Source organism: Ravibacter arvi (assembly GCF_039540405.1).
In the GTDB taxonomy this organism is placed as follows: Bacteria; Bacteroidota; Bacteroidia; order Cytophagales; family Spirosomataceae; genus Ravibacter; species Ravibacter arvi.
On the sequence record NZ_BAABEY010000016.1, the window covers coordinates 1 to 26,219 of the forward strand.

18 protein-coding genes are annotated in these 26,219 nt (G+C 51.1%); 11 read left to right on the forward strand and 7 right to left on the reverse strand.

Annotated elements, in window-relative coordinates; all coding sequences use genetic code 11:
• Positions 1-222: 222 nt before the first annotated feature.
• Complete coding sequence (locus ABD852_RS07535) at positions 223-2,490, reverse strand: aconitate hydratase (protein WP_345027626.1); 2,268 nt, start codon at positions 2,488-2,490, stop codon at positions 223-225.
• 341 nt (positions 2,491-2,831) lie between these two features.
• Between ABD852_RS07535 and topA the strand changes: the two genes are divergently transcribed.
• Genes topA through ABD852_RS07550 form a run of 3 tightly spaced genes read left to right on the forward strand, consistent with a single transcriptional unit; the run spans position 2,832 to position 6,922 of the window.
• Complete coding sequence (gene topA, locus ABD852_RS07540; protein ID WP_345027627.1) at positions 2,832-5,288, forward strand: type I DNA topoisomerase; 2,457 nt, start codon at positions 2,832-2,834, stop codon at positions 5,286-5,288.
• Between the two features lie 17 nt (positions 5,289-5,305).
• Positions 5,306-6,007 carry an SIR2 family NAD-dependent protein deacylase gene (locus ABD852_RS07545; protein WP_345027628.1) on the forward strand — a complete coding sequence of 234 codons (702 nt, stop codon included), beginning with the start codon at positions 5,306-5,308 and terminating at the stop codon, positions 6,005-6,007.
• Between the two features lie 33 nt (positions 6,008-6,040).
• Positions 6,041-6,922, forward strand: a complete 882-nt coding sequence (locus tag ABD852_RS07550) for a bifunctional 5,10-methylenetetrahydrofolate dehydrogenase/5,10-methenyltetrahydrofolate cyclohydrolase (RefSeq protein ID WP_345027629.1) — start codon at positions 6,041-6,043, stop codon at positions 6,920-6,922.
• A gap of 1 nt (position 6,923) precedes the next feature.
• On the opposite strand, the gene ABD852_RS07555 is transcribed toward ABD852_RS07550, so the two are convergent.
• Positions 6,924-8,357 (reverse strand): aldehyde dehydrogenase family protein, encoded by a 1,434-nt coding sequence (locus tag ABD852_RS07555; protein ID WP_345027630.1) that lies wholly within the window; start codon positions 8,355-8,357, stop codon positions 6,924-6,926.
• Positions 8,358-8,521: 164 nt separating this feature from the next.
• Between ABD852_RS07555 and ABD852_RS07560 the strand changes: the two genes are divergently transcribed.
• Positions 8,522-9,358 (forward strand): helix-turn-helix domain-containing protein, encoded by an 837-nt coding sequence (locus tag ABD852_RS07560; RefSeq protein WP_345027631.1) that lies wholly within the window; start codon positions 8,522-8,524, stop codon positions 9,356-9,358.
• Here the strand turns inward: ABD852_RS07560 and ABD852_RS07565 are convergent.
• From ABD852_RS07565 to ABD852_RS07575, 3 genes are read right to left on the reverse strand one after another with little or no spacing between them, the layout of a single operon-like run.
• On the reverse strand, positions 9,341-10,138 hold the full coding sequence (locus ABD852_RS07565; protein WP_345027632.1) for a hypothetical protein: 798 nt from the start codon (positions 10,136-10,138) through the stop codon (positions 9,341-9,343). The genes ABD852_RS07560 and ABD852_RS07565 overlap by 18 nt on opposite strands.
• Entirely contained in the window at positions 10,135-11,220 is a 1,086-nt protein-coding gene (locus ABD852_RS07570) for an AMP-binding protein (RefSeq protein ID WP_345027633.1), read from the reverse strand. Before ABD852_RS07570 ends, ABD852_RS07565 begins: the two co-directional genes overlap by 4 nt.
• A complete protein-coding gene (locus ABD852_RS07575; RefSeq protein WP_345027634.1) occupies positions 11,220-12,365 on the reverse strand; it encodes a trans-sulfuration enzyme family protein in 1,146 nt (381 codons plus the stop codon). The genes ABD852_RS07570 and ABD852_RS07575 overlap by 1 nt, the downstream gene beginning before the upstream one ends.
• A 198-nt stretch (positions 12,366-12,563) precedes the next feature.
• Between ABD852_RS07575 and ABD852_RS07580 the strand changes: the two genes are divergently transcribed.
• The 5 genes from ABD852_RS07580 (at position 12,564) to uvrA (ending at position 19,858) form a co-directional block, all read left to right on the forward strand.
• The gene (locus ABD852_RS07580) at positions 12,564-13,442 is read left to right on the forward strand and encodes a hypothetical protein (RefSeq protein WP_345027635.1); all 879 of its coding nucleotides are present in this window, start codon (positions 12,564-12,566) and stop codon (positions 13,440-13,442) included.
• A 68-nt stretch (positions 13,443-13,510) separates the two neighbouring features.
• Entirely contained in the window at positions 13,511-14,518 is a 1,008-nt protein-coding gene (locus ABD852_RS07585) for a hypothetical protein (RefSeq protein WP_345027636.1), read from the forward strand.
• A 74-nt stretch (positions 14,519-14,592) separates the two neighbouring features.
• Complete coding sequence (mazG, locus tag ABD852_RS07590) at positions 14,593-15,420, forward strand: nucleoside triphosphate pyrophosphohydrolase (protein WP_345027637.1); 828 nt, start codon at positions 14,593-14,595, stop codon at positions 15,418-15,420.
• 179 nt (positions 15,421-15,599) lie between these two features.
• Positions 15,600-16,841: an ATP-dependent Clp protease ATP-binding subunit ClpX gene (gene clpX / locus ABD852_RS07595; RefSeq protein WP_345027638.1), complete on the forward strand. Its 1,242-nt coding sequence runs from the start codon at positions 15,600-15,602 to the stop codon at positions 16,839-16,841.
• Positions 16,842-17,023: 182 nt separating this feature from the next.
• Positions 17,024-19,858, forward strand: a complete 2,835-nt coding sequence (gene uvrA, locus ABD852_RS07600; RefSeq protein WP_345027639.1) for an excinuclease ABC subunit UvrA — start codon at positions 17,024-17,026, stop codon at positions 19,856-19,858.
• A 44-nt stretch (positions 19,859-19,902) separates the two neighbouring features.
• On the opposite strand, the gene queG is transcribed toward uvrA, so the two are convergent.
• The gene (gene queG, locus ABD852_RS07605; RefSeq protein WP_345027640.1) at positions 19,903-20,856 is read right to left on the reverse strand and encodes a tRNA epoxyqueuosine(34) reductase QueG; all 954 of its coding nucleotides are present in this window, start codon (positions 20,854-20,856) and stop codon (positions 19,903-19,905) included.
• Between the two features lie 102 nt (positions 20,857-20,958).
• Here queG and ABD852_RS07610 point away from each other — a divergent pair, with 102 nt between their 5' ends.
• On the forward strand, positions 20,959-21,531 hold the full coding sequence (locus ABD852_RS07610; protein ID WP_345027642.1) for a nucleotide exchange factor GrpE: 573 nt from the start codon (positions 20,959-20,961) through the stop codon (positions 21,529-21,531).
• A gap of 21 nt (positions 21,532-21,552) precedes the next feature.
• Positions 21,553-22,701: a molecular chaperone DnaJ gene (gene dnaJ, locus ABD852_RS07615; RefSeq protein WP_345027643.1), complete on the forward strand. Its 1,149-nt coding sequence runs from the start codon at positions 21,553-21,555 to the stop codon at positions 22,699-22,701.
• A 76-nt stretch (positions 22,702-22,777) separates the two neighbouring features.
• Here dnaJ and ABD852_RS07620 read toward each other — a convergent pair whose 3' ends face one another.
• Positions 22,778-26,179, reverse strand: a complete 3,402-nt coding sequence (locus ABD852_RS07620) for an efflux RND transporter permease subunit (protein WP_345027644.1) — start codon at positions 26,177-26,179, stop codon at positions 22,778-22,780.
• Positions 26,180-26,219: the final 40 nt, after the last annotated feature.

Sequence of the window (26,219 nt, forward strand, 5' to 3'; positions counted from 1 at the left end):
TACTCTAAAAGAATATCAGCTTATGCTTCTTTATATTAGCCCCTTTCAAACATAATACCTTTGTGGTTATATAAAATCCCGAGTATGTTTTTTAACCACGGAGAGCACAAAGGGCACAGAGAACTCTTGGTCTTTGTGCTCTCTACGCCCTTTGTGGTTCTTTTTGAGAATAAAAAACGCGGTCGGGAGACCGCGTTTTTTATTCTCAAAATCGGTATTGGCTTACGCCTTAACCGATTTACGGATAATATTAAGTGCGCCGCCTTCTTTGAACCATTCGATTTGCTGCGAATTGTAGCTGTGGTTAACAAGAATTTCCTGTTGGCTTCCGTCGCTGTGGTGCAACACAATCGTCAAAGGTGTATTGGGAGCGAAAGTGGTCAACCCGATAATGTCAATCACATCGTCTTCGCGGACCTTATCGTAATCGTCCTTATTGGCAAACGTCAGCGCGAGCATCCCCTGCTTTTTAAGGTTGGTCTCGTGAATCCTTGCGAATGATTTAACCAGAACAGCCCGGACTCCCAAATGGCGTGGTTCCATCGCCGCGTGCTCACGTGATGAACCTTCGCCATAGTTTTCGTCACCTACAACGATACTTCCGATTCCGGCGGCCTTGTAGGCTCTTTGGGTGGCGGGTACAGGACCGTAATCGCCGGTGAGCTGGTTCTTGACGAGGTCTGTTTTTTCGTTGAAGTAGTTAACAGCCCCGATCAGCATGTTGTTGGAAATATTGTCAAGGTGGCCACGGAAGCGCAACCACGGGCCGGCCATAGAGATATGGTCCGTCGTACATTTTCCTTTTGCCTTGATCAGAAGCTTGAGACCTTTCAGGTCGGTGCCCTCCCACGGCGTGAACGGATCCAGAAGCTGTAGCCTCTCGGAAGTAGGAGAAACCGCTACCTCAACTTTGCTTCCGTCTACGGCAGGAGCCTGGTAACCGGGATCATCCACGTCGAAACCGGATTTTGGCAATTCATCACCTGCAGGCGGATCCAGTTTGACCGGCTGTCCGGCGCTGTTGATCAATGTGTCGGTCAGCGGGTTGAACGACAGGTCGCCTGCAATCGCAAGTGCAGCCACCAGCTCGGGGGAGGCTACGAATGCGAAAGTATTGGGGTTACCATCGGCTCTTTTCGCAAAGTTGCGGTTGAAAGAGTGAACGATGGTGTTTTTCTCGGCTTTTTCCGCACCGACACGCGCCCACATACCGATGCAAGGTCCGCAGGCATTCGTGAAGATTGTAGCATCCAGTTTCTCGAAAGTGCCGAGAAGGCCGTCGCGCTGAGCGGTATAACGAACCTGTTCCGAACCGGGGTTGATGCCAAATTCCGCTTTTGTAGCAAGACCTTTGTCTACGGCCTGTTTCGCGATAGAAGCCGCGCGGGAAAGGTCTTCATAAGAGCTGTTCGTACAGGATCCGATGAGCCCCCATTCTACTTTCAATGGCCAGCCGTTCTTGACGGCTTCTTCCTTCATTTTTGAGATAGGCGTGGCCAAATCCGGCGTGAACGGACCATTAAGGTGTGGCTCAAGCTCGGAAAGGTTGATTTCGATAATCTGGTCGAAATAATTTTCAGGATTTGCATAAACCTCCGGATCGGCGGTCAGATGTTGCCTTACCTGGTTGGCTGCGTCGGCAACATCGTCGCGGTCGGTGGCTCGCAGGTAGCGTTCCATAGAATCATCGTAGCCGAATGTAGAGGTCGTAGCGCCGATCTCTGCACCCATGTTGCAGATCGTGCCTTTCCCGGTACAGGACATGGAAGTAGCCCCTTCGCCAAAATATTCCACTACATAGCCTGTTCCGCCTTTTACGGTCAGGATACCGGCAACTTTCAGGATAACATCTTTAGGTGCGGTCCAGCCGTTGAGCTTCCCGGTCAGCTTAATACCAATCAGCTTGGGAAATTTAAGCTCCCATGGCAGCCCGGCCATCACGTCACAGGCGTCTGCGCCACCTACGCCGATCGCCAGCATACCCAGACCACCGGCATTAACGGTGTGCGAATCGGTACCAATCATCATTCCTCCGGGAAATGCATAATTTTCAAGTACCACCTGGTGGATAATACCTGCTCCGGGTTTCCAGAAACCGATACCATATTTGTTCGAGACGGAGCCCAGGAAGTCAAAAACCTCTTTGCTTTCCTTGTTAGCAACCGCAAGGTCTACTGCCGCCCCTACTTTCGCCTGGATCAGGTGATCACAGTGAACGGTGGAAGGCACCGCTACCTTCGGGCGTCCGGCCTGCATGAATTGAAGAAGGGCCATCTGAGCGGTTGCATCCTGCATAGCTACCCGGTCGGGTGCAAAATCAACGTAATCAGCACCTCTGGTATAGGCCTGGGTTGGAGTTTTATCCCAGAGGTGAGCGTACAGGATCTTTTCGCTTAGGGTGAGTGGCCGCCCTACTATTTTTCGTGCAGCTTCTACTCTTTCTCCGAGTTGGGCATAAAAGCCCTTAATCATATCAATGTCAAACGCCATAACTAAATATTGATCGCTATATCACTATTTTAAGAGTGGTAAAATTACATAATTCAATCCGTATCGTTCTAAATCTTGACGTTACAGGCCGGTAAAAAATGTGATTTTGTACAAGTTTAGATTAAGTATAATTAATTATAGGCAGTTGGTGCCGGGATGTACTCATTTCTTTACAAAAAGTGAATCGGAAAGCAGTCGGATCCACGGTTCCGCGATAACTTCCTGCTGGTATTTCAGACTTCTTTTGATAAAATGGTTTTCCTTTGTCAAGGACTACCTACTATATTTGGGCGGGAAAATCTCTCCTTCAAGTGGTACAACACCAAATCTGATATTGTTTTATGCCAAAGAATTTGGTAATAGTGGAGTCGCCGGCTAAGGCCAAGACTATTGAAAACTATTTGGGTGATGACTTTGTGGTGAAGTCCAGTTTCGGTCACGTTCGGGATCTGCCCGAGCATGACATGGGAGTGGATGTCGAAGCGGGCTATCAGCCGGTGTATGAGATTTCGGGTGACAAAGTGAAGCTCGTGAACGAGCTGAAAAAATTGGCCAAAGATGCCGAGGTATGGCTGGCAACTGACGACGACCGTGAGGGGGAAGCCATTTCATGGCACCTGAAGGAAGCGCTCAACCTGCCCGATACCACTAAGCGTATCGTGTTCCGGGAAATCACAAAGAGTGCACTGCTAAAAGCGATTGAGCAGCCCCGTATTATCGACATCGACCTTGTGAACGCCCAGCAGGCGCGACGGGTGCTCGACCGGCTCGTCGGCTATGAGCTGTCGCCGGTTTTGTGGAAAAAAATACGAATAGGCAAATCGTCTCTTTCAGCCGGCCGCGTGCAATCTGTTGCGGTGCGGCTGATCGTTGAGCGTGAGCGCGAAGTGGATGCTTTCGAGAGTAAAAACAGCTTTAAAGTTACTGCCGTTTTTGACCTTGGAAACGGGAAGGTGCTTCAGGCGGAGCTTCCGAAGAATTTTGAAAAGGAGTCGGAAGCGCGAGAATTCCTCGAAAAATGCCGCACCGCTACTTTCTCGATCAACGGTTTGGAGACAAAACCGGCGAAAAAGACACCGGCGCCGCCTTTTACAACCTCTACCCTGCAGCAGGAAGCTTCCAGGAAACTGAGCTTCTCTGTTCAGCAGACCATGGTGGTGGCTCAGAAACTGTATGAGGCCGGTAAGATTTCATACATGCGTACCGACTCCACCAACCTCTCGCAGGAAGCGCTTGGCAAGGCGCAGACCCAGATTGTGAGGGAATACGGCGCTGATTTCCATCACAAGCGTATTTATAAAACGAAATCCGAGTCCGCCCAGGAAGCGCACGAGGCCATCAGGCCTACCGAGTTCTCCGATGTACAGGTGAGCAAGGACCGGAATGAGCAAAGGCTGTATGAGCTGATCTGGAAACGGGCCATTGCTTCCCAAATGGCAGACGCCCAGATTGAGCGTACTACCGCTACGATCGGCATTTCCACTACGTCCGAAATGCTGGTAGCGCAAGGTGAGGTGATTAAATTTGAAGGTTTCCTGAAAGTATACCTGGAGTCGAACGACGAGGATCTGGCAGATGACGAGGAGCAGAAGGGAATGCTTCCGCCGCTGTCTGTAGGCCAGGTGCTTGACCTGAATACGCTGCGGGCCGCCGAGCGTTTTACCCGCCCGCCCGCCCGCTACACCGAGGCGAGCCTCGTTAAGAAGCTGGAAGAAATGGGGATCGGCAGGCCATCTACCTACGCGCCTACGATTTCGACGATAATAAAAAGGGAGTATGTTCTGAAAGAGGACCGCCCCGGGCTTGAAAGGAACTACAAGGAATTTGTACTAAAAAACGGCTCTGTAACCGAAGGGCTCAAGAAGGAGACTTACGGAACGGAAAAAGCCAAGCTGTTCCCGACCAACGCCGGCATCATAGTCAATGACTTCCTGGTCAATAATTTTGAAGACATCATCGATTTCTCTTTTACCGCCAACGTGGAGAAAGATTTCGATAATATTGCCGAAGGGAAATTGCCCTGGCAAAAAATGATTGACAATTTTTACAAAAGCTTCCATCACCAGGTGGCAACGGTAGAAAGCGAGAAATTTGACAGAAGCCTGACTACGCGTGAACTGGGTGAAGATCCGGTCACCGGCCGGAAAGTATCGGTAAGGATTGGAAAGTACGGGCCGTATGTCCAGCTGGGGGAAGCGGAAGAAGAAGAAAAGCCCCGGTACGCCAACCTGATGAAGGGACAGCTCATAGAAACCATTACCCTGGACGAGGCGATGGCCCTTTTCAAATTGCCCAGGGAAGTTGGCTTTTTCGAAGATAAGCCGATCGTGGTCAACATCGGGAAGTATGGTCCTTATGTGAAGTTTGACGAGAAATATTTCAACCTGACCCCCGCTGACGACCCGTACACGGTTGACGAGGAAAGAGTGATTGCAATTATAGAAGAGAAACGGGCTGCGGAATCTTCCGACGGGCTGGGTGAGTTTGAAGGTTCGCCGGTAACGAAAGGGAAAGGCCGTTTTGGGCCTTACGTGAAACACGACGGGAAATACTACTCCCTCCGGAAAGGCCTTAGCCTGGAGACCATTACGCTGGAAGAGAGTATTGGCGTTATTAAAGCCAAGCGGGAAGCGGAATCGAACAAGATCATCAAAGAGTTTAAGGAAAATGCGAATGTGAAAATTCAGAATGGCCGTTATGGGCCTTATATTGCATTTGGTAAGCGGAATATCAAAATTCCGAAAGGGGTAGAGCCGGCTTCGCTGACTTATGACGATATTCTCAAACTGGCCGAATAAACCAACCTGAAATCTCGATGGAGAAGAAAAAAGTAGTCGTACTGAGTGGGGCAGGGGTAAGTGCCGAAAGTGGTGTAAAAACCTTTCGGGATGCCAACGGACTTTGGGAAAATCATCGGATAGAGGATGTTGCAACTCCTGAAGCCTGGAACCGTGACATGGAGCTGGTGCTCAGGTTTTATAATCAGCGGAGAAAACAGGCGCTGGAAGTCGAACCCAATGCGGCTCACTATGCCATCGCTGCATTGGAGCAATTTTTTGATGTGCATGTCGTGACGCAAAACGTGGATAATCTTCACGAACGCGCAGGCTCCACGCAGGTACTACATCTCCACGGAGAATTGTTTAAGGCCAGAAGTACCAAAAACCCGTCGCTGGTATACGACATAGCCGGCTGGGAGCTGAAAGCGGGGGACCTTTGCGAGGAAGGAAGCCAGCTGCGCCCCGGTATTGTCTGGTTCGGGGAAGAAGTGCCGAATATGTCTCCCGCCATTGAAATAGCGGAACAGGCCGATATTTTTATCGTTATCGGCACCTCGCTGGTGGTATATCCCGCGGCCGGGCTGTTCAGGTACACCCGCCCGCAGACCCCTATCTATGTGATCGATGTCCACCGGCCTGAAATCACCTTTAAAGACAATATGAGCTTTATCCAGGAAAAAGCTACCGTGGGGATGCAGCAGTTGAAAGACATGCTGATTGAGGGGCTGTCGGCCTGATTTTTAATAACTGATTGAAACTTATCTTCTAATATGCAATTGATCGACGGGAAAGCGCTCTCGGCCATTATTAAAAACGAGATCAGGCTGGAGACAGCCGAATGGGTAGCGAAGGGGGGTAAAAAGCCGCACCTGGCGGCTATCCTGGTAGGGGGAGACGGAGCCAGCGAGACTTATGTGGCTTCAAAAATAAAAAGCTGCGAAGAGATCGGCTTCCAATCAACGCTGAGGCGTTTTGACGCATCGATTTCGGAAGACGAGCTCATTGACCAGATCAATTTACTCAACGAGGATGAGGACATTGATGGTTTTATCGTTCAGTTGCCATTGCCTGCCCATATTTCTGAAAATCGTGTGATGGAGGCTGTAGACTACCGGAAGGATGTGGATGGCTTTCACCCTGTAAACGTGGGGCGTATGTGCAAGGGGCTTCCCGCCTACATTTCTGCCACGCCTTTCGGCATTATTGAAATGCTCAGAAGGTCAGGGATAGAAACATCCGGTAAGCATTGTGTGGTAATCGGCAGAAGCCAGATAGTCGGGTTGCCCATGAGTATCCTGATGCAGCGTAACGATAATCCCGGTAATTGTACGGTTACCATTTGCCATAGCCGGACTACAAACCTGAAAGAGATAAGCCGCTCGGCTGACATCCTGATCGTGGCATTGGGAAGGGCTGAATTCGTTACCGCGGACTATGTCAAAGACGGCGCCGTAGTAATTGATGTGGGCATTACCCGTGTGGCAGACGCTTCGAAAAAAAGCGGATTTTCTATAAAGGGCGACGTGAATTTTAGCGATGTTGCCCCGAAAACCAGCTTTATTACCCCGGTTCCCGGCGGCGTCGGGCTGATGACTATCTGCGGTCTCCTGACCAACACCCTCCGTGCTGCTAAAAAAGAAGTTTATCCGTAAATCAGAAGTATTTTCTGATAACAGCTAAAACTTTTGTCGTTGTTGCCGAGAAGGGCGGGTACAGAAAACTGATGGTACCGAACCTGCGCCTGATGATACCTTTCGGATGGGAGAATTCCTGGAAGCCGAAAAAGCCGTTGGCTTTGCCCAGTCCGCTGTTCTGGATTCCACCGAAGGGGACCTCCGGGTGCTGAAATTGTACAAGCGCCTCATTTACCAGAGCGTTTCCGGAACTCGTGCGCGAAATGAAAAGCGTTATATTGTCTTCATTCCGGCTGTATAGGTAGAGCGCCAGCGGCTTTGGCCCTGCGTTGATACGGGCAAGCGCCTCTTCGGAAGAATCATAGGAAATAACCGGAAGAAGTGGGCCGAAGATTTCTTCATGCATCAAGGCCATCTCAGGCTTTATCCCGGTGAGCACCGTAGGTTCGAAAAAGAGATCGTTTTCGTCGCAATAACCGCCGCAATAGAGTTCGGCACCGTTTTGAAGGGCGTCCTCCTGCAGGGTTTTCAGCCGTTGAAAATGTCTCGTATTGACGATCCGCGCATAGTCGGGAGAGCGGTGAATACCCGCGCCCGCAGGATTGTAAAAGGCCTGGATAGCTTTCAATATCTCCGAAAGCAGCCTGTCGGTGATCTTCCGGTGTGCCAGCACGTAGTCAGGGGCTATACAGGTCTGGCCGTTGTTCAGAAATTTTGACCAGACAATTTTTTTAGCCGCCGCGACTACGTCGGCGGTCTCGTCAACAACGGCCGGCGATTTACCGCCAAGCTCCAGCGAAACAGATGTGAGGTGGGCCGATGCGGCCCGCATGACTACTTTACCCACTGCCGGGCTGCCCGTGAAGAAAATGTGGTCGAAGGGCAGCTCCAGCAAATCCGAGGCAACCTCCTTATCGCCCTCCAGTACCGCAACTTCTTCCGGGTTGAAAAGATTGCTTACAAAGTTTTTTAGAAAAGCATTCGAGTTCGGCGTGAATTCGGAAGGTTTGATAATGGCGGTACATCCCGCGCTTACTGCCGAAATAAGGGGCTTTATGGCCAGGCTGACGGGGTAGTTCCAGGGCGAAATAATAAGGGCGGTACCCTTTGGTTCATACCGGATGCAGCTTTCGGTTCCGAATGTCACCAGTGTTCCGGGGGCGGAATGGGGCTTCATCCAGCGGCGCAGATGCCTTATATGATAGCGAAGCTCCGTAGTAAGAACGATAATTTCGGACAACATCACCTCATTGGCGGGCTTGCGCAGGTCCGCGTAGGTAGCCTGCCTGATTTCCGCCTCATGGTCCGACAGGTAATCAAGCATTCGCGCGAGCTTCTTCTTTCGCTCGGCATAGCTTGTGCGCCCAACCGCAGGGGCATTTGCCTTCTGCTTGCCGAACAGCGCTGCGATATCGTTTTTGGAAATCCTTTCGATGTTCGGTTGCGTATTCATATCGATGTTTTTGGGTGGGCGGGCTGCCTGGAAAACGCGTTCCCGGTTCAACGGGTGACCAATGCCGGAAGTAATCGGCCCGGAGCATGGTTTATTTCAGAAAAATACTAACTTTTGCAGCGTAGTATTCGCAATATCAGATTTTTTTGTCGAGTTTAGTGACAATGAGCACGGTAAGTGACAACATAAGGTACCTCAGGAAACTCAAAGGATTTACACAGGAACAGTTCGCCGAGCGAATCGGGATCAAACGCTCGTTGCTGGGTGCCTACGAAGAGGCGCGGGCAAATCCGAATGAGATCTACCTCGACACGATGGCAGACCTGCTCGGGGTAGAGGTGGAGCACTTGCTCAATGAAAACCTGAGGGAAAGGGGCCGGAGCCTGGCGCCCGGTACGATACTCAAACTGAACCCGGCTATGCCTGAACCGGTAAAAAATCCTGAACCATCTCCGGAACGGACCGTTCGGGAGGGCGCTATGCCTGCCGGCAACGTTCAAATGGATCTTTTTGAACCATCACCGGCCCGGTCATCCGAACCGGTTGCCGGAGAGGTAAAAAGCACTGAAGCGCCCCAGGCAGTTGTGGAGGCCGGTGAACCGAAAGACCTGGCTGAAGTGCTGCGTAAACTTTTGAATAACCAGCAGCTGGGGGTCAGGCTCTTTGAGAATCCCGGCGACCTGCCCGTTCAGGATAGCCATGTTCTGGCTCAAAAGCTGCAGGGTATAGAGATGATCGCTAACAACGAGCTGTATGTGGTGATCACGACGAAGCAAAGCGTATACTTCAGGCGTGCCTTCAATTTGCTACAGATAAAAGGAACGGTAATACTTAGCTCGGATTTCCCCGGCATTCCTACACTGGAACTGGCAAAATCAGATATTGCTGAAGTTTACCGGTACCTCGGGAGCTTCACAACGGCAACTCCGTCGGCCTCTCTGCCGGTGCAGCGTCTCCGCGAGTTAACCGGCGAAATGGCAAAGCTACTTGCCGTTCAATAGGCGTCCGCCCTCGCCTTTAATGAACGCTTCCATGGTTTTGACGATGTTTTCCAATATTGAAATGTCGTCGTAACGCGCGGTGATCCCAACCTCCAGCTGGAACCAACCCAGGCCCGGAAGCTGCAGGTAGTGACCGTCCTGAACCGGCCGGCCGTTCAGCTGTTCCTCGTAGTCAATTTCGGTTTCGTTAAAGATCAGGTCGATGGTATGCTGGAGAATGCTCCAATCCAGTTGCTCAACCGGTCGGTCATCCACCCGGATTGTAAAACTACGATCCAGGAAAACCCCGTTCAGTAAGACCTTCGTTTCACGTTTGTTTTCGATCCTGCGGTATTCGATGGCAAGGGGAACCTCAATTTTTTCGGATTCGAATATCGCCTGCTTTATTTCCTGGATAAAGTAGACCCATCGCTGCGTTTCTCTCTTGGATACGTAGCCCTTTTCTTCGCTATCGCCCTCCTTTGTCCTGATTTCGATGGCGTAGTCGCTGCTGGAAGACAGCTGTGTATTAAGGCGTGTACTTTTTAAAATGGATTCAAACTGTTCTTTCCATACCTTATTGAGTTTGCCGCTCCAGCTAAAGTCGTCATCCATCGAAAACCCCTCATCCAGAATTTCATCTTCGGTCAGCTCATCACGTTCGGTATAGCGCAATTTGTAAGACAGAACCAGGTACGCCGGGTTCTCGTCTACCACGATCCTGCAGGTATGCGCATAGGGCGGCGGAATGGTCGGGTTGGTTTGGATGTTAACCTGGTATTGTTTCGATTGGAGCGTCATGATACGGAAATATTGTCGGCCGCTGCCGGCCCGGATAAGGTGTCAAAGGTACGGGATTTGTCTACTTTGTCGCTTCCTGTCATCAAAAACAATTCTGTAAAGCAGATCTTTCGGGGGCGTTTGTTGCGTTCCAGATGCTCTTCAACAAGGGCCCTAATTTGCTTTTGCAGCGTATTTTCCCCTTCTACCACGAGTACCAGCGCCTCACCCAGACGGGGATCGGGCATTTTCCAGAAAAAGAAACGGTTGCTGATCCCGGCTTCCCGGAAAACAGCGCCAAACTGGTAATCCAGTGTTTCCAGCTGCATTTTGATGCCGCCCGAATTTACGGTGTTGTCAATTCGTCCGAGTATTCTAAATGATTTTCTATCGGCAGATACCATGGCGAGGTCGTTCGTTTGGACCAGCTCAAAATCGGTCACGGCGCCGCGGAGATACAGGCAACCCCGGGCATCGGTCCCGATTTCCAGGTCTCCGGTGAGGCGGTAGGGGGCATCATGAGCGTCTGAAAGGCTGCGTAGGGCTACGTGCGACACGGTTTCAGTCATGCCGTAGCCGAGATAGATTTCCGGCCCGAGCTTTTGAAAGGCGTCGTACTGGGCCGGTGTAAGGCCTACGCCGCCGAGGAGAATTTTCCCCAGTTTTTGGGGAAGATCGCGGGTGCGTTCATTGGAAATAATTTCGGCAAGCTGCATCGGTACGAGGGCTGCAAAATCGAAAGAGAGCGTGGCAGGCAGATCCAGCAAGGGGTTGCTGACAGGAGGAACGAGTACCACTTCCCAGTCAAGCTCCATTGCCCGTATCAGCATCATAAATCCCCCGACATAGTTAATATTTATACAGGCAAGCACGCGGGAATGCGGCTGCAGAGACAGCGCGTCGGCGCTTGCCCTTACACTCGCCTGTAATTGGGCCCGCTTCACTACGATTTCTTTGGGCAAGCCCGTCGATCCCGAGGTATGTAGGGAAAAGTGCGCGGCGCCGTCCAGCCACGAAAGACAGATCTCTCTGGCTTTCCGGTGGTAAGGGTCGGTCGGGGTGACCGCGCGGATAGAGGCTTTGTTGAAGGACAGGTAACTCATTAACCTCCGAGTGCTTGATCAAGATCAGTGATAATGTCGTCCACGTCTTCTACGCCTATACTGAGGCGGATCAGGGTGTTACGAATTCCCATGTTTTCTCTTTCCTCAGGTGAAAAGGTGGCATGGCTCATTTTGGGCGGATAGGCACAAAGCGACTCTACCCCGCCCAGCGATTCGCCAACCGTTATAAGCTGCAGTTTTTCCATGGTACCGATTGCATCTGCTCCGGCTTCCTTCCGGACGTCAAAAGAGACCATACCGCCAAACCCGCGCATTTGTTTTCCTGCGAGTTCGTGCTCGGGATGGGTGGGTAATCCGGGGTAATAAACGGTGCCAACTTTCTTGTGCCCGCTTAGCCATTCTGCCACGGCCATCGCATTCTCGCAATGCCGGCGCATTCGCAGATGAAGGGTCTTAAGCCCTCTCAGAACCAGGAAGCAGTCTTGCGGACCGGGAACGGCGCCCGTTGCTTTTTGCTGGAATTCAAGCTGGCGACCCAGGTTTTCATCTTTGCCGATCAGAGCGCCCATAATCACGTCGGAATGGCCGCCCAGGTATTTGGTGACGGAATGCATCACAATGTCGGCGCCTAAATCAAGCGGGTTGCAAAGATAGGGTGACGCGAAAGTGCTGTCTACTACGCTGATAATCCCCTTTTTGCCGGCGATTTGAGTAACAGCGGCAATGTCCGTAATTCTTAAAAGCGGGTTGGAGGGACTTTCCATCCAGACCATCCGGGTGGCAGGCGTAATGCTTTTTTCAAACAGGCCGGGTGTTTTCAGATCTATAAATTTGAAGATGATGCCGTAGGGCTCGAAAATCAGCTTCATCATCCGGAAAGTCCCGCCGTATAAATCGAGCGAGGCCAACACCTCGTCCCCCGGTCGCAGCAGCTTGAGCACTGCGTCAATCGCAGCCATTCCGCTTGCGTAGCAATAAGCCCACTTCCCGTTTTCAAGGTCTGCCAACGCGGTCTGAAGGGCATGCCGCGTCGGGTTCCGCATACGAGAGTACTCATAGCCTTTGTGGTTGCCCGGGCTTTTTTGCGCATACGTGGAGGTCTGATAAATAGGCGGCATTACCGCACCTGTGGTCGGGTCGGGCTCGGAGCCCGCGTGAATCGCTCTGGTCGCAAATTTTTTCATACTGAATATCGAAATGGAGGCCGACAGGGCCCTTCGACAAATATACTTTTTATTCGACGTAGCGGGTTTTCGAAATGTTGATTTTAACGGGGAACCGGTGGCTGGCACATTTTTTTAACATACCTCTCCGACCGGGAATAACAACCCGCTTAAAATTCCGTTTTGAATCCTGTTACGAACAAAGTTTTTCTATCAATTATGAAGAAGCTGGCCTTTCTACTTTTAATATTGATTGTCGGAGCTTGTAAAGACGACAATTCGGGCGTTGGGCCCAACCGGGCGGACGGATTCGTGGGCGTTTATTATACCAACCCGGTAAAAGACAACCGCAGCTCGTTTTATGTATGGGTCGTAACAAGAAAGGCCAACAACCGCCTCGGCATTGGTTATTACATTGAAGACACTTACAAATTTGGCAACCAGGGTACGCTTTCGAAGAAAAAAGAGGTTTATTTCCTGGAAAACGTTGAAATTACCGCGGACTCCGCTTTTTCTATTAACGAATCGGTGCCCGTAAGCGGCAGCCAGGTCCGGTTGAGCGGTCAGGGCAGGTTGCTGAAAGGAGGCGATGGCGCCGCCCGGATAGATGTCTCGCTTGAATATGTGGGTGCGGATAACAAAACGGCCCGTACGCCCGACCAGGTGAGTTTTCAGAAAGTAAGCAACGTGATTGATGAAGATCCGAAACTCAATGATTTCAGCTACGACGGGACTTATCAGACTGAGCTTTCGGAAGGGGCAAAAACTGCTTTCCACAACTGGAGCGTGAGCGCGCGCAACAACACCAGCTTTGAAATCGACTATAAAATCCGTGACAAATATAACCAGGGGACGATTGGAGAGCTCATTAACAATTATATCCTGAACGACGCTAAAAAAGTCGGTAACCGTTCCCTGGCGATTGATATGAATATCCAGGAAGAAGCCAGCCGGGACAAAATCAAAATCAAAGCGGTGGGTAATAAATTACTCAGATCAGTTGGCGATGCGCCCCGTATCGCGGTGGTGGTTCAGATAACCAATGAAACCCAGGGCATTACCCGCATGGAATATCTGGAACTGAAAAAGCAAAACTAGTGCTCCGAAAAATCCTGGAGAATATTGCATCTTTACAATCTGGCGGAGAGGGTAACTTTCCGCCAGGTTTGTTTCCCGCGTATCGGACCAATCGCAGGCTTGGGTATCGCCGCGATGATACCAATCTCTTTTTTTCGGTAATCACTGCCTTTACGCTCCAGTCCCTGGAAAAGGACATAGAGGGCGATGATCTAAGGGAGCTCATCCGGAAAATCAATGCGCGCATCCTTATCAACTACCCCGCTTTTCAGAATAAAGACGGCTTAAAGACCTACAATTTCTGGAGGACCCGGCCTACTGACCACTTTTCAAACGGGTATGTGTTCAGGCATTTCGATCATTTCAGGATCCCGGATGATGCGGACGATACCGCTATGGTCTACCTGACCGGCAACCCTGCCTCCGATGAGCTGTTGTGGCTGAAAGAAAAGCTTGCGGCCCATGCGAACGGAACCCGACTTTGGATAAAAAATACCTACCCTGAATACCGGAAGCTGCGCGCGTATTCCACCTGGTTCGGGAAAAATATGTATATAGAGTTCGACGTCTGCGTGCTCAGCAACCTCCTGTATTGTATCTATCAATATAAGCTGCCTTTTAATCAGCACGATCAGGACAGCCTCCTTTATATCCGCTCCGTTATAGAATCCGGTCGTTACAGGCACGAACCTTTCCGATGTGCTCACCAATACCCCCGGACGCCCCTGATTATCTATCACGTGACCAGGCTGATGGCGGCATTCGACCCGCTTATTCTGAAGCGGGTAAAGCAGGAACTCATCGATACCTGCCATGTCCTGCTCGAGACAGACCTCCATCCAATGGACCGGGTATTGCTCTCCACCTCGCTTCTGCGTTTCGGCATCAGGCCGCCCGAAATTGATCTTGAAAAGTTCACAGCCCGTACCTTTGACGGATTCTGGTTTTTTATTGCAGGCTTGCTGACGGCCTACGAGCACCGGTGGCTCTACCGGGTTGCGCATTCCGGCTGGTTTCATATGTACTGGGAATGCGAGGCCCATTGCTGGGCGCTGCTGGCCGAGTACTGCGTACTGAAGAATTCGCTTCAACAGTAAGTCGAAGGCTGCGTGCAATACGGCCGATTGTGATTAGCTTTACCGCCTGTTGTTTGCAAGATAAACGAAAGCCGATGTCACCGAACGAAAGACGCAGCGAAGAGTTGGCCGCTTTTGACCGACTGCTTACCATTATGGATGAGCTCAGGGAGAAATGCCCGTGGGACCGGAAACAGACCCTGGAGAGTTTGCGGCACCTTACCATCGAGGAAACTTACGAGCTTTCCGATGCAATCCTCGACCAGGACCTGGATGAAGTTAAGAAGGAGTTGGGAGATCTCCTCTTACACATGGTGTTCTATGCCAAAATAGCCTCCGAAACCAAAGCCTTTGACATAGCTGATGTATTAAATGCGATCTGCGAGAAGCTGATCCGAAGACATCCACACATCTATCCGGATGAAACAGGGGCTACCATTTCCGCAGATACCGAAGACCAGGTAAAGCAAAACTGGGAGCAATTAAAGCTCAAGGAAGGAAATAAGTCGGTGCTGGCGGGCGTTCCCAAATCGTTGCCTGCTTTGGTAAAGGCCATGCGCATCCAGGAGAAGGCCCGTGGGGCCGGCTTTGACTGGGAGGAAAAGTCGCAGGTATGGGAGAAGGTGTCGGAAGAAATCATGGAATTCAGGGAGCTGATCAGTCCCGATTCAGGGCAACCGGTAGACCAGCAGGCCGCGGAAGCCGAGTTCGGCGACGTTTTGTTTTCACTGGTTAACTATGCCCGTTTCGTGGACCTTAACCCTGAAACCGCGCTTGAGCGGACTAACCGGAAATTTATACGGCGCTTTAGCTACCTGGAAACCCACGCGCGGGCCGAGGGTAAAGCCCTTCACCAAATGTCACTTGCCGAAATGGATGAGTATTGGGAGCGGGCAAAAAAGGAAGAAAAAGACATTTCCTGAAACGAGCGTGTTTTTTTATCCGATACTCCCTCATCAGCAACGCTTTGACGAGGGGATCCTGTTTCGGTCGTCATTTGGATAAAGCGACAAAAAAAACGAACTTTGCTGGAATTTATAAACTGGCGGACCGGATAAAAGTAGCTGTAATAAAAACCGCTATAACTGAATAATCTTACAATATGGCATCAGTGACATGCTCGTTCTGCGGGCGACGTAAAAATGAAGTAGAATTGTTGCTTTCCGGCATCGATGCGCATATCTGCAACAATTGTATCGAGCAGGGGCATCAGGTGGTATTGGAGGAGTTCGGAAGCAAAGAAGAAAAGAAGGGCCGGAAAAAATTGCCCAAGCTGAACCTGATTCCGCCGGTAGAAATAAAACGTTTTCTTGACCAATATGTAATCGGGCAGGATGAGGCGAAACGCTCGCTGTCCGTGGCCGTTTATAACCATTATAAGCGCCTTACCCAACCGGCCGACGCGGATGATGTGATGATTGAGAAGTCGAACATTATCATGGCCGGCGAGACGGGTACCGGTAAGACTTACCTGGCCAAAACGCTGGCGCGTATCCTGGAAGTGCCGTTTTGTGTAGCCGATGCCACCACCGTAACCGAAGCCGGGTATGTCGGTGAAGACGTGGAAACTATCCTGACCCGTCTCCTGCAGGCGGCAGATTTCGACGTTGAAAAGGCGGAACGTGGGATCGTCTATATAGATGAAATTGATAAAATAGCCCGTAAGAGCGATAATCCTTCTATTACCAGGGACGTGAGCGGCGAGGGCGTGCAGCAGGCGCTTTTGAAGTTGCTGGAGGGGTCTATCGTGAATGTTCCTCCCCAGGGCGGACGCAAGCACCCCGATCAGAAAATGATCGCGCTGAACACCGAGAATATCCTTTTCATTTGCGGGGGCGCTTTTGTAGGCATTGACCGTCATATAGCCAAGCGGATCAACACGCGTCCTATCGGTTTCAGTAATGATTCCAGGATTATCGAAATTTTCGACAAAGAGAACCTGATGCGGTATATATCGGCCCAGGATCTTAAATCTTTTGGTCTGATTCCCGAGCTGATCGGCCGTCTGCCGGTGCTTACCTATCTCAACCCGCTTGATGCCCAGGCACTGCGCCAGATCCTGACCGAGCCGAAAAATGCGCTGATCAAGCAGTATAAAAAGCTGTTCGCGCTGGAAGGAATTGACATCGCTTTCGAAGATTCGGTTTTGGATTATATCGTCGAGCAGGCCGTCGCGTACAAATTGGGTGCGAGGGGATTGCGGTCAATCTGCGAGTCTATCATGACCGACGCCATGTTCGAACTGCCTTCCCAGTCAGACGTCAAAACGTTTACCGTTACACTTGACTACGCGCAGGAGAAATTTGAGAAATCGTCGCTGGCGCTTCTTAAATCGGTAGCCTGACCCGGCTTCTCCGGTAGTTATACACCGGGAGCGGTTTGGAAATTTCTCCCCGCAAGACGTTTCTATTGGTATGCTAAAGACACAGCCTGGTCCCGGGAATTTTCCGGAGCCAGGCTGCGTTAGGAAATTACGGGTCCGGATGCTTTGATCCGCCCATTGACCATCTACAACCGACAGTAATTTTGAACGACATAGAGCTTACCGGTCATGAACAGATAGTAGTTCAGGGAGCACGGGAACATAATTTGAAAAATATCGATGTGACGATCCCCCGCAACAAGCTGGTAGTGGTGACCGGTATCAGCGGAAGCGGAAAATCGTCTCTTGCGTTTGACACGATTTACGCGGAAGGGCAGCGGCGGTACATGGAAAGCTTTTCGGCTTATGCAAGGGGTTTTATCGGCGAGATGGAACGGCCCGACGTGGATAAAATCGAGGGGCTTTCGCCGGTAATCAGCATCGAGCAGAAGACGACTTCACGGAACCCCCGTTCAACGGTAGGGACTGTCACCGAAATCTATGACTTTCTAAGGCTCCTCTTCGCCCGCGCCGGTGAAGCGTTTTCCTACGTCACCGGCCGGAAAATGGTCAAGCAGTCGCAGGATCAGATCGTAAGTCATCTTCTGCAGCAATACAACGGCAGGAAAGTGACCCTGCTTGCACCGGTTGTGAAAGGCCGGAAGGGCCACTACCGCGAGTTGTTTGTCCAGATTGCGCGCCTTGGGTTTAACAAGGTGCGTGTTGACGGCGAAGTGCAGGATATTGTGCCCAAAATGCAGCTTGACCGGTACAAGATTCACGACGTGGAAATTGTAATAGACCGGGTGATCCCGAAGGAAGAAGACCGCTATCGTTTAGGTAAGTCGCTTGATATTGCCTTTAAACACGGGAAGGGAGCGCTGATGCTCCTGGATGACCACCAGGAAGTTCATTATTTTTCCCAAAACCTGATGGACCCCGAGTCCGGCATTAGCTATGACGACCCGGCGCCTAACAATTTCTCTTTTAATTCACCCTATGGCTGGTGCCCGGTTTGCCAGGGACTCGGTCTTACCGAAGAAATAACCGAAGAATCCGTTATTCCCGACAAGACCCTGACCATTAGCCGGGGTGGTATCGCGCCCTTGGGCGAGTACCGTGACGCCTGGATTTTCAAGCAGCTGGAGGCCCTTCTTAAGCCGCACAAGCTGAACCTGACTACTGCGCTTTCCAAATTCCCGCAGGAAATTATTGACATGATCCTGCATGGCAGCCAGGACCCGATACCGGTGCCGTCAAAAAAGTACCCCGGAACCGATTGGGATACCAAATTTGAAGGAATTATCAGTTTTTTGAGAAAGCAGCAGGAAACCGGGTCTGATAAAATTCAGGACTGGCTGAAAGATTTCCTCGTGGTAACCGAATGCCCCGAATGTCACGGCGCACGGCTGAAAAAAGAATCTCTTTTCTTCAAGATTGACGGCAAAAACATCTCGGAGCTCTCCGACATGGACGTAAGCGAGCTTTCCGCCTGGATGACTGGGCTGGAAGACCGGATGTCGGACCGGCAGCGTACGATTGCACATGAAGTACTGAAAGAAATCAGGAAAAGAACCGGCTTTTTGCTGGACATCGGGTTGGGGTACCTCACGCTCAACCGGGCGCTGAAAACGCTTTCCGGGGGTGAGGCCCAGCGGATCCGGCTCGCTACCCAGATTGGTACCCAGCTGACGGGAGTACTGTATATCATGGACGAGCCGAGTATCGGCCTGCATCAGCGGGACAATGTCAAGCTGATCGAGTCGCTGAAAAATCTGCGCGATATCGGGAATACCGTGCTTGTGGTAGAGCACGATAAGGACATGATGCTTGCATCCGACTATATCCTCGACATAGGCCCCGGGGCAGGTCGTCATGGCGGCCAGGTCGTCGGAACGGGTACCCCGACGGAATTTATCGCCAACGGCTCGCTCACCGCCCGCTACCTCAACGGTTCGGACCAGATCAGGGTGCCGGCGACCCGGCGAAAAGGAAATGGTAAGTTCCTGGAACTGAAAGGCAGTACCGGGCATAATCTCAAAAATGTCGATATCAGTCTGCCGCTGGGGACAATTATCTGTGTTACCGGCGTGAGCGGCAGCGGAAAGTCTTCGCTCATCCATGAGACCCTGCACCCGCTGATCAGCAAGCATTTCTACCGTTCCCGGCGTGAGGCGCTGCCCTATAAGAGCATCACGGGTTTGGAAAATATCGATAAAGTAATTGAAGTAGACCAGTCGCCGATTGGCCGCACGCCGCGCTCCAACCCGGCAACTTATACCAACTTGTTTTCCGAAATCAGGACTTTATTCTCCGAACTGCCTGAGGCTAAAATCCGCGGCTACAAACCCGGCCGGTTTTCCTTTAATGTGAAGGGCGGGCGTTGCGAAGATTGTGAAGGCGCCGGTATGAAGCGTATCGAGATGGACTTTCTTCCCGATGTACATGTGGCCTGTGAAACCTGTAAGGGAAAGCGGTTCAACCGCGAAACGCTGGAAGTAAGGTACAAGGGCAAGTCGATTGCCGACGTGCTGGATATGACGGTAGAGGCCTCATTGGATTTTTTTGAGAATCACCCGCGGATATTGAGAAAGGTGAAAACCCTGTTTGATGTGGGGTTGGGCTACATTACCCTGGGCCAGCATGCCACTACGCTGTCCGGAGGTGAGGCGCAGCGTGTCAAACTTGCCGAAGAGCTGTCAAAAAGAGATACCGGAAGTACACTTTACATTCTGGATGAGCCTACTACCGGGCTGCATTTCCGTGATATCAGCCAGCTTTTGCAGGTGATTGAGCAATTGGTTGAGAAAGGGAATACGGTGTTGATTATCGAGCATAACCTGGACGTAATCAAAGTCGCCGACTATATCATTGACATGGGGCCCGAAGGGGGGAGCCAGGGGGGGCGGGTGATTGCAAGCGGTACTCCCGAAGAGGTTGCCAGGAAAAAAGGCAGTTACACCGGGCATTTCCTTAAACTGGAATTACAGGAAAATTAGCCGGACCGGGTCACAGACCGTGATCCGGCAGTTGCAAACAGCGGTCACCGGTTTTTCTTTTCCCTGACGAAGGCGATGTTTCTTTTCAAGCCTTCCAGTTTGGCGCGTTTTACAGGTGATCGTCTGAAAACTTCCCGGAACACTTCTTCCGAGATTTCTTCCCAATCGGACTTGCTGAACTGGCTGAGCTGGGGGTTCAGGTGAAAGAGCGGCTCGCTGTGCGGCCGGGAGAACCTGTTCCACGGACAAACATCCTGGCAGATGTCGCAGCCGAACACCCAGTTAGCAAACTGACCGCTGACTTCATCAGGTATGGCGTCTTTCAGCTCGATGGTGAAATAGCTGATACATTTGCTCCCGTTCACCACATAGGGCGCCTCAATGGCATCGGTAGGGCAAGCGTCGATGCAGCGGGTGCAGGTGCCGCAAAAATCCCCGATGGCCTGGTCGGGCCACAGCGCCAGGTCAACGATCAGTTCCCCGATAAAGAAAAAACTGCCGCTTTGCTTCGTAATCAGGTTGGTATGCTTACCTATCCAGCCGAGTCCCCCGCGTTCCGCCCAGGCCTTATCCATAACCGGCGCGGAGTCGACAAATGCGCGCCCCTCAACGGTGCCGAAATTTTCCCGCAGGAGCTCTACCAGTTGTTTCAGCTTGTCTTTCAGGACAAAATGATAATCTTCGCCGTAGGCATATTTCGAAATTTTGTAGTCGGCGGGTTCCGAAGGAAGGGGTTTTTCAGGGAAATAATTCAGCAAAACGGAAATGACCGACCTTGAGCCTTCGACGAGCCTGGTAGGGTCAAGTCTTTTGTCGAAATGGTTCTCCATCCAGGACATGGCGCCATGCTTCTTCTCACGCAGCCATTTTTCGAGGCGGGGAGCCTCTTTTTCAAGGAAGCCTGCCCGCGAGATCCCGCAGGCGTCGAAACCGACGGATTGCGCCAGTTCCTTTACCCGGATGCTGCGTTGCTGTTGCGTGAGATCGTCGACCGTCATGACTCAAAGTTACAATTTTGTGTCAAGTTGTCAGTTAAAAAGCGCTGGCAAAGATTTTTAACAGTAGATACGAATTGAAAAAATAGTTTTAGTGAGACAATTATGGCTGAAAATAAGGTAAACGAGGAGGAGCTGAATCCTGGTGCCGGAGGCTCCGAAGAAGTATCTGACAACACGTCCGGCGAACAGAGCGAGGGGACGACAGAGCAAAACGCCGAAGCAGATCCGCTTGAAGAAGCCAGACAGGAGATCGGCGAGGTTAAAGACAAGTACCTGCGTTTGTATGCTGAGTTTGAAAATTTCCGGAAGCGTACCTCAAGGGAACGCCTCGAATTGATTTCTACCGCAAATGCCGGTTTGCTGAAATCATTGCTTCCGGTTGTGGATGATTTTGAAAGAGCGCGGGCGGCGTTTGAAGGACAGGGAGAAGGTTTGGATGCCGTGAAAGAGGGGATCGAATTGATCTATTCCAAGCTTCTCCGTACGCTTGAAAGCGAGGGTCTCAAGCCGATGGAAGCCAAAGGGGAGCCGTTTGACGCCGATCTGCATGAGTCAGTTGCGCAATTCCCGGCTCCTTCCGAAGATCAGAAAGGGAGGGTTATCGAGGTCCTTGAAAAAGGATATTTCCTTAATGACAAGGTGATTCGCTACGCCAAAGTAGTGGTAGGGGTATAGCGTGTCTGAACGTCTTTAAATATGTCGAAGAAAAGAGATTACTACGAAGTACTCGGAGTGAGCAAGTCCGCCACCGCCGACGAGATTAAAAAAGCCTATCGGGGGCTGGCCTTCAAGTTTCATCCTGATAAAAACCCGGGAGACGCAGAAGCCGAAGAGAAATTCAAGGAAGCTGCCGAAGCGTACAGTGTGCTGAGTGATGAAGGAAAGCGCCAGCGTTATGACCAGTTCGGTCATGCAGGGATGAACGGCGGAGCCGGAGCCGGCGGTTTTGGCGGTGGCTTCACGATGGAGGATATTTTCTCCCAGTTTGGCGATATTTTTGGCGGCGGAGGAAGTCCGTTCGGTGATATTTTTGGCGGCGGAGGCCAGCGGAGGAGGAAAGGAACTGACTTGAGGATCAAATTGAAACTGAATCTTAAGGAAGTGGCAAATGGCGTCGAGAAAAAGATAAAGGTAAAACGCTATGTAAGCTGTAATACCTGCTCCGGAAACGGGGCTAAGGGTGGAACCAGCCTCTCCAATTGTACCACCTGTAATGGCTCAGGCCAGGTGCGTAAGGTGGTCAATACCATTATGGGGCAGATGGTGTCTACCAGCACCTGCCCGACCTGCGCCGGTGAGGGGAAGATTGTGAAGGAAAGGTGCGAATCCTGTGCCGGTGAAGGACGCCTGATGCAGGACGACATGATTACGCTGAATATCCCGGGCGGAGTAGGCGAGGGGATGCAGTTGTCAATGTCAGGCAAAGGAAATGCTCCTGTGCGTGGCGGAATTCCCGGAGATCTGCTCATCGTGATTGACGAAGAGGAAGACGAAATGCTGAAACGCGACGGGAACAACGTAGTCTTTGACTTGCACCTCAACTTCGCGGATGCATCGCTCGGTACCACCCTGGAAATCCCCACTATTGACGGCAAAGCCAGAATCAACATAGAGGCAGGCACGCAATCGGGTAAAATTCTCCGCCTTAAAGGCAAAGGAATCAAAGACCTGAATGGTTATGCAAAAGGTGACCAGCTGGTTCACGTAAGTATCTGGACTCCGCAAACCATGTCGGCGGAAGAGAAGGCTATGCTTGAGAAATTACGTGATTCGGCCAATTTTGCCCCGAAACCGGGCAAGAATGAGAAGAATTTCTTTGAAAAAATGAAAGATTTCTTTCACTGAGAAAGAGTTCTCCGACAGGGTTTAAAAAAGCCCCGGTCGCACAGGCGACCGGGGCTTTTTTGGTGTACCGGATCAATTAAGCCATCTCAGGCTTCTTCCTGAACCATTTGTCACGGATTTTCTCGTTGAGGTAGTACATACAAGGTACCAGAACAAGCGTGAGGATGGTAGAAAAAGTTAACCCGAAAATGATGGTCCAGGCGAGGATATTCCAGAAAACGGCGCTCGGACCGCCTATGATCAGGTGCGGTGAAAGATCGCGGAACAGCCCCACGAAGTCAATCGTGATCCCGAATGCCAGCGGGATTAGCCCGAGCACTGCCGCCGAAGCGGTCAGCAATACCGGCGTAAGCCGGATAGATCCGCCTTCGATTACGGCTTCCCGCATGGGCACACCCCGGTCCCGAAGCTCGTCAATGAATTCAATCAGTAGAATCCCGTTCTTTACCACAATCCCGGCAAGCGCGATTATCCCCACCCCCGACATAATAATCGAGAAGGTTTTGTCGAAAATCACAAAACCCAGGAAGACACCGATCAGCGAAAGCAAAATTGTGAAGAAAATAATGAAAGGTTTCACTACCGAGTTGAATTGAGTAGCCAGGATCAGGTAAATCAGGAGAATTGCGCCCAGAAATGCCGTTCCGAGAAATGCCATCGATTCGGCCTGCTCCTCTTGTTCACCGCCCATAGAAATCACGTAGCCGTTCGGGATTTCCATGTTGGAAATCAATTGATTGATCTGGCCCACGATAATGTTGGCATTATAACCCGGCACCACATCGGAACCCAGTGTGATGATTCTTCGCTGGTCTTTCCGGTTGATCTGGCTGAATGTTGTGGAATAACGAATGTTGGCCACCGATGTGATCGGAATTTGCCGCAATGCGCCGCCCATATTCATATCACGGTATACCACATTCAGGCTCATCAGCTTCTCAATGTGATCCCTGTCGGCCTTTTCCAGGCGAAGCATAATGGGATATTCGTCTTTATCGTCCCGGAATTTAGAGATCTCAAGACCGAAAAGGCTGGTCCGGATGGCCATCGCCACCTGCTGCGAGCTTATGCCTTCGCGTTGTGCCTTTTCCCGGTCAATATCAATAATCACTTCGGGCTTGTTCGTAACCAGGTCGGAACGCAGCTGGTCGATACCTTCAATGCCTGATTCGCTGATCCGCGCCATAACATCCTTTTCCAGCTTTTGCAGGACTACGAAGTCGTCCCCAGTAATTTCGATGGAAATGGGCTTCCCGGTCGGCGGACCGGTCGATTCCCTTTCGACGGATATTTCGGTTCCCGGAATATTGGAAAGCGATTCACGGATTTTGTTCAGGATCACCTGGGTCGATTTTCCGCCGCGTTCCGTGCCGTACACAAAAGCTACGGTCACTTTGGATTTGTGCGGAGTGGCAGACCGGTCCGGGTTGTAAGGGTCACCGGCGTTTTTACCGACGTTGGCTATTACCGAGTTGACGATGCTCATGGCATCCTCTTTTTCCAGTACGTCAAATACCCGCGTTTCAATAATTTTGGTGAGCGAGTCTGTCACGCGCGCGTCGGTACCGACAGGCATCTTGTTATAGATATAGACGTAGTCGGGGTCTCCGCTGGGGAAGAAGACAACCTCAGGCTTGGCGATAGATACGATGATGAAGGTGACTATGAATAATCCCAACATTCCCACAATCGCAAATACGGGTCTCCATCCTACCAGGAGCCAGGTGATCAGCTTTCCGTAACCATTTTTCAAAGCCGGAAGCAATTTCTCCTGGAAGGGGAGCAATACTTTCGGCGTCAGCAGGTAATGGTTGAACAGGAACAGGACGATCAGGAAAACCATGAAGTTACCTATCCCGCGGTCGATCAGGTAGCCGAGGAGCGCCGCGACACCCATGATGACAATAGCCCTTCTGATGCTCTTGAAACTGTAGTCATAGTTTGCTTTTTCTTCCGCATGCCTGCCCATGAAGGAAACTGCGAAAACAGGGTTCATCACGTAGGCCACAAAAAGTGATGCGCCCAGGGTAATAATCAGGGTAAGCGGCATGAATTTCATGAATTCACCCACGATTCCCACCCAGAATAAAAGCGGCACAAACGGCGCGATGGTCGTTAGCGTACCTGATAAAACGGGTACAAAAACCTCCCCGGCAGCAGCTTTTACAGCCTGTTGAATGGTCCATTCCTTGTGATCGTTGAAGAGCCGGTGCGTGTTTTCTATTACCACGATGGCATCGTCTACCACAAGGCCGATCCCCAGCAGAAAGGCGAAAAGTACGATGGTATTAAGGGTAAAGCTCGTTCCGAAAACAGGACCTACGATTGGCATCAATACAAATGCGACCAATGCGGAAAGCGGAACGGCCATAGCAACGAAGATAGCATCGCGTACCCCCATGAAGAACATCAGTACAAACACCACGAAGATAAAGCCGAGGATTACGGTATTGATCAGATCGTGGATGTCGGCGCGTGTCTGCACCGACTGGTCGGCAGTAATCTTAATATCAAGCCCTGCCGGAAACCGGTTTTCCTTGTATTCTTCGATAATCTCCTGGATTTTATCGGAGGCATCTACCAGGTTTTCGCCCGACCTTTTGATCACGTTCAGTGTAACGACCGACTTGCCGTCGAGCCTGGCAAAATCCTGCTGCTCTTCAAAGCTGTCGATTACTTCGGCTACGTCGCCCAGCCTGACTACTGCGCCGGTGGCGGTGCGGATGCGCATATTGGCCATATCTACCACGTTGGTATACTCGCCTTTCACGCGTACCGTACGACGTACGCCATGCACGTTCAGCTCGCCACCGGAGATGTTGATGTTTTCACCTTGCAGCGCCGACTGAATGTCATAGAACGACAAGCCGGCAGCCTGCATCCGGGGCAGGTTGACGTTGATCTGGATTTCACGGTTCAGCGCGCCGAGAATGTCAACCCGGGTAATTTCGGGAAGTGCTTCGATCCCGTCCTGCAGGTCTTCGGCAAATTCTTTGAGTTGCTTCAGAGAGAAATTACCCGCCATGTTGACGTTCATGATCGGGAATTCCGAGAAGTTTACATCCTGAGCGGTGGGGCCTGTATCCAGGTTCTGCGGCAAGTCACTTTTCGCTTTGTCAATGGCGTCGCGAACACGCTGCAAGGCGTCTTCGACTTCTACGTTCGGCGTAAACTCGACAAGAATCACAGAAACGTCCTGCAGGGCGTTGGACTTTATTCTTTTAACGCCATTCAGCGATTTAAGCTGCTTTTCAATCGGTTTGTTAATGGTATTCTCTATATCTGCAGGAGCAGTACCAAAGTATACCGTATTGATGTAGATCTGGGGAATTTTGATGTCCGGAAACTGTTCCTTCGGCAGGTTGCTGTAAACCATAAAACCTGCCAGGGTGATGATGAACGTAAAAATATAGATGGTCGTCCTGTTTTCTACGCACCAATTGGTGAACCCCAAGGTTTTATATTCGTTGAATTTCATAGAATTTTCAAGATTTTGATGGGTTTTTCAGGTTAGGGCA

What these genes read in the sequence shown, in the direction of transcription:
- ABD852_RS07535 (WP_345027626.1), bottom strand. Translation starts at nt 2,490, where the DNA reads ATGGCGTTTGACATTGATATGATTAAGGGCTTTTATGCCCAACTCGGA.
- topA (WP_345027627.1), top strand. Translation starts at nt 2,832, where the DNA reads ATGCCAAAGAATTTGGTAATAGTGGAGTCGCCGGCTAAGGCCAAGACT.
- ABD852_RS07545 (WP_345027628.1), top strand. Translation starts at nt 5,306, where the DNA reads ATGGAGAAGAAAAAAGTAGTCGTACTGAGTGGGGCAGGGGTAAGTGCC.
- ABD852_RS07550 (WP_345027629.1), top strand. Translation starts at nt 6,041, where the DNA reads ATGCAATTGATCGACGGGAAAGCGCTCTCGGCCATTATTAAAAACGAG.
- ABD852_RS07555 (WP_345027630.1), bottom strand. Translation starts at nt 8,357, where the DNA reads ATGAATACGCAACCGAACATCGAAAGGATTTCCAAAAACGATATCGCA.
- ABD852_RS07560 (WP_345027631.1), top strand. Translation starts at nt 8,522, where the DNA reads ATGAGCACGGTAAGTGACAACATAAGGTACCTCAGGAAACTCAAAGGA.
- ABD852_RS07565 (WP_345027632.1), bottom strand. Translation starts at nt 10,138, where the DNA reads ATGACGCTCCAATCGAAACAATACCAGGTTAACATCCAAACCAACCCG.
- ABD852_RS07570 (WP_345027633.1), bottom strand. Translation starts at nt 11,220, where the DNA reads ATGAGTTACCTGTCCTTCAACAAAGCCTCTATCCGCGCGGTCACCCCG.
- ABD852_RS07575 (WP_345027634.1), bottom strand. Translation starts at nt 12,365, where the DNA reads ATGAAAAAATTTGCGACCAGAGCGATTCACGCGGGCTCCGAGCCCGAC.
- ABD852_RS07580 (WP_345027635.1), top strand. Translation starts at nt 12,564, where the DNA reads ATGAAGAAGCTGGCCTTTCTACTTTTAATATTGATTGTCGGAGCTTGT.
- mazG (WP_345027637.1), top strand. Translation starts at nt 14,593, where the DNA reads ATGTCACCGAACGAAAGACGCAGCGAAGAGTTGGCCGCTTTTGACCGA.
- clpX (WP_345027638.1), top strand. Translation starts at nt 15,600, where the DNA reads ATGGCATCAGTGACATGCTCGTTCTGCGGGCGACGTAAAAATGAAGTA.
- queG (WP_345027640.1), bottom strand. Translation starts at nt 20,856, where the DNA reads ATGACGGTCGACGATCTCACGCAACAGCAACGCAGCATCCGGGTAAAG.
- ABD852_RS07610 (WP_345027642.1), top strand. Translation starts at nt 20,959, where the DNA reads ATGGCTGAAAATAAGGTAAACGAGGAGGAGCTGAATCCTGGTGCCGGA.
- dnaJ (WP_345027643.1), top strand. Translation starts at nt 21,553, where the DNA reads ATGTCGAAGAAAAGAGATTACTACGAAGTACTCGGAGTGAGCAAGTCC.
- ABD852_RS07620 (WP_345027644.1), bottom strand. Translation starts at nt 26,179, where the DNA reads ATGAAATTCAACGAATATAAAACCTTGGGGTTCACCAATTGGTGCGTA.